The organism is uncultured Escherichia sp. (assembly GCF_948475835.1).
Taxonomy (GTDB): domain Bacteria; phylum Pseudomonadota; class Gammaproteobacteria; order Enterobacterales; family Enterobacteriaceae; genus ECMA0423.
The window spans coordinates 1-7,239 of the sequence record NZ_CAOLGM010000109.1 but is presented as its reverse complement, the minus strand read 5'-3'; the positions used below and the strand labels follow the sequence as shown (position 1 = coordinate 7,239).

The window sequence follows — 7,239 nt, the reverse complement described above, 5'->3', positions numbered from 1 at the left end:
CTTCCAGTTTGCGCGCCATGTCGATCAGCGCCTTAACTTCTTCATCCGCTTCGTAGATTTCCGGCAGCTGCGGCTCGGCTTCAAACGCTTTCGCCAGCGTCATCCCCGGATCGGGCGGGATCAGTTTCGAGATACGATCGACAAAGCCGTACGGATGCCCCAGCACGCGGCCTACGTCGCGGATCACCGCTTTCGCCGCCATTGTACCGAAGGTGATGATCTGCGATACCGCATCACGACCGTACATGTCCGCTACGTGCTCGATAACCTGATCGCGTTTCTCCATACAGAAGTCAACGTCGAAGTCAGGCATGGAGACACGTTCCGGGTTAAGGAAACGTTCGAACAGCAGGTCAAATTCCAGCGGATCGAGGTCGGTGATTTTCAGCGCGTAGGCCACCAGTGAACCCGCACCGGAGCCACGGCCTGGCCCTACCGGTACGCCGTTATCTTTCGACCACTGGATAAATTCCATAACGATGAGGAAGTAGCCCGGGAAGCCCATCTGGTTGATAACCTGAAGTTCAGTCTCCAGACGTTCGTCATATTCCGGGCGGCGCTTAACACGTTCTTCCTCGTCAGGGAATAAAAAGGCCAGACGCTCTTCCAGGCCCTCTTTTGCACGCTTGACCAGATAATCTTCGGTGCTCATGTCCCCGGTCGGGAACTGCGGCAGGAAGTATTCACCAAGACGCACGGTTACGTTACAGCGTTTGGCGATCTCAACGGTGTTGGCAAGGGCTTCGGGGATGTCGGCAAACAGCTCACACATCTCCTCTTCGCTACGCATATATTGCTGCGGCGAATAGTTACGCGGGCGTTTAGGATCGTCGAGGGTAAAGCCGTCGTGGATCGCGACGCGGATTTCGTGTGCGTCAAAGTCGCTGCTGTCGATAAAGCGCACGTCGTTGGTCGCCACGACGGGCAAACCGCGCGCTTCCGCCAGTTCCACCGCCGCGTGCAGATAGCTTTCTTCATCCGGCCTGCCGGTGCGGATCAGCTCGAGAAAATAGCGATCCGGGAAGTGTTCTTCATAAAACGCGACACACTCATCTACCAGCGCGCTGTTACCACGCAAAAGACTGCGTCCGACGTCGCCCATGCGTCCGCCGGAAAGAAGGATCAACCCTTCGTTTAATTCGATAAGCCAGTCGCGATCGATGATCGGCCCGGCGGCACCGTACCCGCGCTGATACGCTTTTGAGATCAGCAACGTCAGATTCTGATAGCCGGTATTGTTCGCCGCCAGTACCGTCAGGTGGGTTAACTCATCACCCAGCAGGTCGCACTGGACGTTAAAATCTGCCCCGACGATAGGCTTAATCCCTGCGCCATGTCCCGCTCCGTAGAACTTCACCAGACCACAAAGGTTGGTGAAATCGGTGATCGCCAGTGCTGGCATACCCAACGCCGCCGCCTTTTTTACCAACGGTGCGGTTTTGGCCAGGCCATCGATCATCGAGTAGTCGCTGTGCACCCGCAGGTGTACGAAACGTGGTTCAGACATCTTCAGATTCCGGTTTACTTAATCTCGACACAAGAATCAGGACGCAAGTCCCAGTGCGCGTTTGACAGGCCCAAAGCTGCGCCGATGGTGTTCGGTCGCGCCGTGTTCAGCCAGTTTTTCCAGATGAAAAGCGGTTGGGTACCCTTTGTGTTGGGCAAAACCATATTGCGGGAAAACAATATCCAGCGCCGCCATTTCGGCGTCACGCGTCACTTTCGCCAGGATAGACGCGGCACTGATTTCCGGTACGCGGCTATCGCCTTTCACCACAGCCATCGCAGGCATCGGTAATTTCGGGCAGCGGTTACCATCAATCAACACATATTCCGGCGCAATATGCAGCCCAGCGACGGCACGCTGCATCGCCAGCATGGTCGCATGAAGAATGTTCAGCTCGTCGATTTCGTGGGGTTCCGCGCGGCCCAGACTCCAGCTCAACGCTTTCTCTTTGATCTCTTCATAGAGCGCCAGACGGCGTTTTTCGCTCAGCTTTTTGGAATCATTCAGCCCGGCAATCGGGCGCGCCGGGTCAAGGATCACCGCAGCGGTGACGACCGCGCCAACTAACGGCCCGCGTCCGACTTCATCCACACCCGCAACCAGCTGCGTGTGCGGATAAACAAATTCGATCATTGTGCTAACTCCAGAACGGCTTGTGCCGCCTGCTCATCGGCATTGCAGCGGATCTGCTGATGCAGTTCACGGAAGGTATCGTGCATCGCGTGGCTGGTTTTCCCGTTCGCCAACAGCGGTAACAGCGCCGCAGCCAGTTTTTGCGGCTCACACTCTTCCTGCAATAATTCTTTGACTAACTCTCTGCCCGCCAGCAGATTTGGCAGCGAGACATAATCAGTTTTCACCAGCCGCTTCGCCAACCAGAAGGTAAAAGGCTTCATGCGATATCCCACCACCATCGGGCATTTCGCCAGCATACACTCCAGGGCTGCCGTACCCGACGCCAGTAGCGCCGCATCGCTGGCGACCATCGCCTCACGGCCCATCCCATCCAGCAAATGAACTGAAAGGTCTGGCGCGACTTCAGCTTTGATGCGTTCAAACTGCTCGCGGCGTTTGGCATTCACCAGTGGCACCACGATTTCGAGATCCGGATATGTCTGGCGCAAAAGCTGGGCCGTTTTCAGGAAATCGGCACTAAGCATTTCAACTTCTGCGCCACGGCTCCCCGGTAGCAACGCCAGGCAGTGGGCATCGTGAGGGATCCCCAGCACATCACGGGCGGCATTTTTATCTGGATCTAACGGCATGGCATCAGCCATGGTATGACCGATAAAGCGGCACGGTACATTGTATTTGTCATAAAACGCTTTTTCGAAAGGCAGAAATGCGAGCACCAGATCGGTGGCTCTGCCTATTTTGAAAACGCGTTTCTGTCGCCACGCCCAGACGGATGGACTGACGTAATGAATGGTTTTGATACCCTGCTTTTTAAGGTTACCTTCGAGGGTAATATTGAAGTCAGGCGCATCAATGCCAACAAAAACATCTGGCTTTAGTTCACCAAAACGCTTTGTCAGATCGGCACGAATATGCAGTAAGCGACGCAGACGACCGAGCACTTCAACAATGCCCATCACCGCCAGTTCTTCCATTTCGTACCAGGCTTCGCAGCCTTCAGCCTGCATTCGTGGCCCGGCAACGCCAACAAAGCGGGCGTTGGGCACATGTTCTTTCAGAGCGCGGATTAAACCGGCCCCCAGGATATCGCCGGAGGTTTCTCCGGCGACCAGGGCAATCGTTAATGGACGCTGTTTAGTCATTAACGAATCAGACCGCGCGTTGAGCGTGCAAAGAAATCGGTAAAAGCTTTCACTTCCGGATACGTTTCCGCCAGTTCAGCAATTTCCGGTTTCACTTCATCGAGCGTTTTACCGCTGCGATAAATCAGCTTATACGCATTGCGGATAGCGGTAATCGCCTCGCGGCTGAATCCGCGGCGCTTCAGCCCTTCGATATTGACACCGAACGGCGTTGCGTGGTTACCCTGCGCAATGACATAAGGAGGGACGTCCTGCGCCACACCGGAGCAACCGCCAACCATCACATGCGCACCAATGATGCAGAACTGATGGACTGCGGTCATGCCGCCGATGATCGCGAAGTCGTCTACCGATACGTGACCCGCCAGCGTTGCGTTGTTGGCGAGAATACAGCGGTTACCTACCGTACAATCGTGCGCAATGTGCGCGTTGATCATCAGTAAGTTGTCGCTGCCCACCTTCGTCAATCCACCGCCCTGGACTGTGCCACGATGAATGGTGACGCTTTCGCGAATGCGGTTACGATCGCCGATTTCCACACGGGTCGGTTCGCCAGCATATTTCAGATCCTGGTTAACTTCACCGATGGAGGCGAACTGATAAATCTCATTATCGCGGCCAATTTTAGTATGGCCATTCACGACAACGTGAGATTTCAGTACGGTACCCTCACCAATTTCGACATGGGGTCCAACGATACAAAAAGGACCAATGTGTGCGTTCGCGCCAATCGACGCGCCCTCTTCCACAATGGCGGTTGGATGCACAAAGGCGGATTTATCAATCACGTATCAGGCCTCCCGGCTACGAGCACACATCATCGTTGCTTCGCAAACTACTTTACCGTCGACCAGAGCAACCCCTTTAAAACGGGTCAGGCCGCGGCGCGTTTTTTCGAAAGTGACTTCCATGATCATTTGATCGCCAGGCACGACCGGGCGCTTGAAGCGCGCTTCGTCAATACCAGCGAAATAGTACAGCTCACCCGGTTCCAGTTTTCCTACGCTTTTAAACGCCAGAATACCTGTTGCCTGTGCCATTGCTTCCAGAATCAGCACACCCGGGAAAATCGGTTTTCCAGGGAAATGGCCCTGGAAGAATGGCTCATTGACAGAGACATTTTTTACTGCGCGCAGAAAACGACCTTCTTCAAAATCCAGCACGCGATCCACCAGTAAGAAAGGGAAACGGTGCGGCAGAAGTTCTAAAATCTCTTCAATCTGCAGAGTATGAGTGTTAGTAGTCAAGATACTCTTCCTGTCAAAATATAAGAAACGACAATAATAACACGGCCTGCCGCAATCGTAAGAATGAGACAGGCCGTAAAGTTTGGCGAACAAAAGATGGAACGTTAGTCTTGTTGATTAACCTTGCGCTCAAGCGATTTCAGACGCTTGCTCATGTCATCAATGTTCATCACCAGTGCAGCGGTTTTGCGCCAGACTTTGTTGGGTTGCAGCGGAATGCCTGAGGAATAGACGCCTGGTTCAGTGATGGGACGCATCACCATACCCATGCCCGTAACCGTCACTTTGTCGCATATTTCCATATGCCCGTTGATTACGCTGGCTCCGCCGATCATGCAGTAACGACCAATTTTCAGGCTGCCCGCCATAATGACGCCACCGGCAACCGCCGTATTGTCGCCAATCACGACGTTATGTGCAATCTGGCACTGGTTATCAATGATCACGCCATTGCCAATAATAGTGTCATCCAGCGCGCCGCGATCGATGGTTGTGCAGGCACCGATCTCCACGCGATCGCCAATAATTACGCGACCAATCTGTGGGATCTTCACCCAGTTACCACGATCGTTGGCATAACCAAAGCCGTCTGCGCCTACCACTGTTCCGGACTGGATCAGGCAATTCTGACCGATCTGGATCTCATGGTAAATGGTTACGTTCGCCCAGAGACGCGAACCTGCACCGATTTTGCTGTTTTTACCTACGAAGCAACCGGCACCGATAATCACGTTATCGCCCAGTTCAACGCCGGACTCAATCACCGCGTTAGCGCCAATCGATACGTTGTTACCCAGCTTCGCCGTCGCGTCGATCACCGCACTGGGTGCAATGTTCTGCGCGGGCTGCGGCGTGGTATCTAAAATTTGCGCCATGCGCGCGTAAGTCAGGTAGGGATTCTTCACTACCAGCGCGGCACTTTTCGCGAAAGGAAGATCGTCCTGGGTCATGACAACCGCGGACGCCTGGCACAAGCCTAAATGCTCACGGTATTTTGGGTTAACCATGAACGTAATGTGACCTGTTTGTGCAGATTGCATGGACGCAACGCCGGTGATGACGATATCGCCATCACCGTGTAGTTCTGCATCCAACTGCTGCGCTAAATCAGCCAGTCGAATTGAAGGCATTACTTATTTAACCTGTTTCAGTACGTCGGCAGTGATGTCTTTTACATCGCTGCTGTTGTAAGCAACGGCGTTTGCATCAACAACCAGATCGATATCCTGGCTGTTGGCAACGGATTTCACAGCAGTCTGGATACGAGTAACCAGTTTGCCGCGTTCTTCGTTGGAACGACGTGCGCGATCCTGCTCAAAAGCCTGCGCTTTCTGAGCAAAAGTCTGGCGCTGAGCCATCACGTCTTTTTCCAGCTTAGTGCGATCGCTGCCCGCTTTCATGGACTGCAGCTTTTTCATTTTAGCCTGCAGATCGGTTTCCATACGCTGCAGTTCGCTGGCACGGCCTTTGAACTCATTTTCCAGCGTGTTAGAAACACCGGTTTTCTGCGCTACCTGCTGGAACAGGCTGCCCATGTTGACGATTGCAATTTTGTCAGCCGCCTGAGCAGAAGTTGCCAGTGCTAAACCGAGACCTGCCGCTAATAACCACTTTTTCACAATAAACTCCTTACCATCCCATTTGCACCGGAGGGTGCAGTTCTTTGCGTGGCCCGGCGATCTTATATTGATCGCCTAAAGTCATCGCTACACTACCACTACATTCCTTTGTGGAGAACACTTACCAGGTTTTACCGATGTTAAACTGGAACTGTTCTGCCTTGTCTCCATCGTACTTTTTGAACGGCTGGGCGTAGGAGAACACCAACGGCCCCAATGGGGACATCCATTGTAATGCGATACCCGCAGACATACGGATATTGCTTGGATCACTATAGTCCGGATATCCAGAATATTGGCTGGAATCCCAGTTTGTATCCCAAACGGTACCCATATCCCAGAAGAAGGAAGTACGAACCGAGTTAGCATACTTATCGCTAATAAATGGCGTCGGGGTGATGAACTCGAGGCTGGCAACCGCCATGGCGTTACCGCCTACAGCATCATCCGATTTACACAGGTCTTTCGCGCCGTCCTGAGTCGCACATTCGTAATCATAGTCCGGATCATAATTACTGGCCTGATGCGGGAAGTAAACTGCTTTCGGACCAATTGTATTGGACTGGAAGCCACGCACGGTGCTGGAACCACCGGCATAGAAGTTCTCGTAGAACGGCATCTCTTTGCCGCCTAAACCATCACCATAACCCCAGCGGGTACGCCCCAGAACAACCCATTTGTGATCGTCATCGATCGGCACATAAGTCGCCGTGTCTAACGTCACTTTGTAGTATTCGTTATCCGATCCAGGAATGGTCACTTTACCGGTCAGGTTGACACGTGAACCATCTGTCGGGAAGTAACCACGGTCAAGCTTGTTATAGGTCCAACCATAGTTGAACGTGAAGTCGTCCGTTTTGAAGCTATTATCCTGATCAGAGGTGCTCGGATGTTCACCCATAGAGTACAGATAACGCCACATCGCAACCTGAGGCTGCATGTTGGACAGGGAGTTATGTACATAACCCAGACCTGCACGCAGCGAGTTATATTCGTTGATCGGGAAGCCCAACGTCACGTCTGTACCATAACTCTTGTTGGTATAGTCGGACAGGTCGGCGTCATCTGCCTGGAAGTCATTATAGAAG

7 protein-coding genes and 1 pseudogene (1 of these 8 only partly in view) are annotated in these 7,239 nt (G+C 53.1%); all 8 read right to left on the bottom strand.

All coding sequences use genetic code 11. The features are described 5' to 3' along the window. A pseudogene (gene dnaE / locus QZF50_RS18140) lies at positions 1 to 1,507 on the bottom strand (DNA polymerase III subunit alpha) (it extends 1,968 nt beyond the left edge of the window). Between the two features lie 36 nt (positions 1,508 to 1,543). Then, positions 1,544 to 2,140: a ribonuclease HII gene (gene rnhB / locus QZF50_RS18135; RefSeq protein WP_000569430.1), complete on the bottom strand. Its 597-nt coding sequence runs from the start codon at positions 2,138 to 2,140 to the stop codon at positions 1,544 to 1,546. Then, the gene (gene lpxB, locus QZF50_RS18130; protein ID WP_000166359.1) at positions 2,137 to 3,285 is read right to left on the bottom strand and encodes a lipid-A-disaccharide synthase; all 1,149 of its coding nucleotides are present in this window, start codon (positions 3,283 to 3,285) and stop codon (positions 2,137 to 2,139) included. Before lpxB ends, rnhB begins: the two co-directional genes overlap by 4 nt. Beyond that, positions 3,285 to 4,073: an acyl-ACP--UDP-N-acetylglucosamine O-acyltransferase gene (lpxA, locus tag QZF50_RS18125; RefSeq protein ID WP_000565966.1), complete on the bottom strand. Its 789-nt coding sequence runs from the start codon at positions 4,071 to 4,073 to the stop codon at positions 3,285 to 3,287. Before lpxA ends, lpxB begins: the two co-directional genes overlap by 1 nt. A gap of 3 nt (positions 4,074 to 4,076) precedes the next feature. Continuing rightward, positions 4,077 to 4,532: a 3-hydroxyacyl-ACP dehydratase FabZ gene (fabZ, locus tag QZF50_RS18120; protein ID WP_000210739.1), complete on the bottom strand. Its 456-nt coding sequence runs from the start codon at positions 4,530 to 4,532 to the stop codon at positions 4,077 to 4,079. A gap of 104 nt (positions 4,533 to 4,636) precedes the next feature. After that, positions 4,637 to 5,662, bottom strand: a complete 1,026-nt coding sequence (lpxD, locus tag QZF50_RS18115) for a UDP-3-O-(3-hydroxymyristoyl)glucosamine N-acyltransferase (RefSeq protein WP_001139279.1) — start codon at positions 5,660 to 5,662, stop codon at positions 4,637 to 4,639. 3 nt (positions 5,663 to 5,665) lie between these two features. Then, positions 5,666 to 6,151, bottom strand: a complete 486-nt coding sequence (gene skp / locus QZF50_RS18110) for a molecular chaperone Skp (RefSeq protein ID WP_000758956.1) — start codon at positions 6,149 to 6,151, stop codon at positions 5,666 to 5,668. Between the two features lie 121 nt (positions 6,152 to 6,272). After that, positions 6,273 to 7,239, bottom strand: a 967-nt coding sequence (gene bamA, locus QZF50_RS18105; RefSeq protein WP_130567558.1) for an outer membrane protein assembly factor BamA, incomplete at its 5' end; no start/stop codon positions are given.

Excerpts from the sequence above, each read along its gene's own strand:
- rnhB (WP_000569430.1), bottom strand. The coding sequence starts at position 2,140 with ATGATCGAATTTGTTTATCCGCACACGCAGCTGGTTGCGGGTGTGGAT.
- lpxB (WP_000166359.1), bottom strand. The coding sequence starts at position 3,285 with ATGACTAAACAGCGTCCATTAACGATTGCCCTGGTCGCCGGAGAAACC.
- lpxD (WP_001139279.1), bottom strand. The coding sequence starts at position 5,662 with ATGCCTTCAATTCGACTGGCTGATTTAGCGCAGCAGTTGGATGCAGAA.